The 1,023-nt window shown below is 45.5% G+C and carries 1 protein-coding gene; it reads right to left on the reverse strand.

The genetic code is table 11. The features are described 5' to 3' along the window. Positions 1–43: 43 nt before the first annotated feature. Entirely contained in the window at positions 44–943 is a 900-nt protein-coding gene (locus L1264_RS21405; RefSeq protein ID WP_235404654.1) for an IS5 family transposase, read from the reverse strand. Positions 944–1,023 lie beyond the last annotated feature (80 nt).

The raw sequence follows: 1,023 nt of genomic DNA on the forward strand, positions 1-1,023 counted from the left end.
GGCCTTGTTGATCAAATGCAGCTCTCTAACAAATTCACTTAACTTACTGATATTTAGGCAGACCAAGGGTGTTGATCTTATTTAGCGCCTTCACTTTGATCATCGCTTCAACCAGTTGGCGATTGTAATCACGCGCATTTAGCTTAGCCCCCATCAACTGTTTAAAACGGTACATCGCTGTTTCTGCTAATGAGCGCACATGATATCCACTGAGCTTTTTCCATTGTGCGATTCCTAACTTATTGCACAACATGACAGCCTCATTGCGTGGATGCTTATCAGTCCACAGGCGTGCATTCTCTCTCGGCGGGATAACAGGTATCGCGCCTTTTTCAGTTATTTCTGCATAGCAGCGGCGGCTATCATAAGCACCATCAGCGCTCACTCTATCTATACGCCGACGTAATGGTCTTATCAAATCTTGGAGGGTCTCACCGTCGGTGACGTTACTGAGCGTCATTTGCGCCCCCACAATATCATGCGTGTTGGCATCCACCGCAAGGTGCAGTTTTCGCCACTTTTTTCTTGCCTTTACGTGGTGCTTCTGTGCATGCCATTCACCTTCGCCAAACACCTTAAGTCCTGTGCTATCAACAACAATATCTACAAATCCAGTGGTGCGGACTTTACTGCGAAATTTAATATTCAACTCAGCACTGCGCTTACACAGACAACTGTAGGTTGGGGCTTCAAGCGGAAGCTTCATTAAAGATAATACCGATTGTGTGAACCCTTGTAGTGCCCTGAACGACAAGCCAAAGACAGCTTTGAGTGTTAAGCAAGTTTCAATAGCAAGATCAGAGAAATGATTAGAGCGGCCACGCCCACCGTGAGAACATTCGTTATACCAATGACGCGTTGCTTTTTCGTCAAACCAAAAGCGAATATTACCGCGGTTAACGAGGGCTTGATTATAGTGAGACCAGTTTGTGATTTTGCTCATTGTTGTTGCACGGGCTAGTAGGATATAGATGATCTGATCACAGGCTGGCAAGATAGTTCAAACTTTTAGGAAACAACGCC

Source organism: Pseudoalteromonas sp. APAL1, assembly GCF_021532475.1.
In the GTDB taxonomy this organism is placed as follows: domain Bacteria; phylum Pseudomonadota; class Gammaproteobacteria; order Enterobacterales; family Alteromonadaceae; genus Pseudoalteromonas; species Pseudoalteromonas lipolytica_C.

What these genes read in the sequence shown, in the direction of transcription:
- L1264_RS21405 (WP_235404654.1), bottom strand. Translation starts at nt 943, where the DNA reads ATGAGCAAAATCACAAACTGGTCTCACTATAATCAAGCCCTCGTTAAC.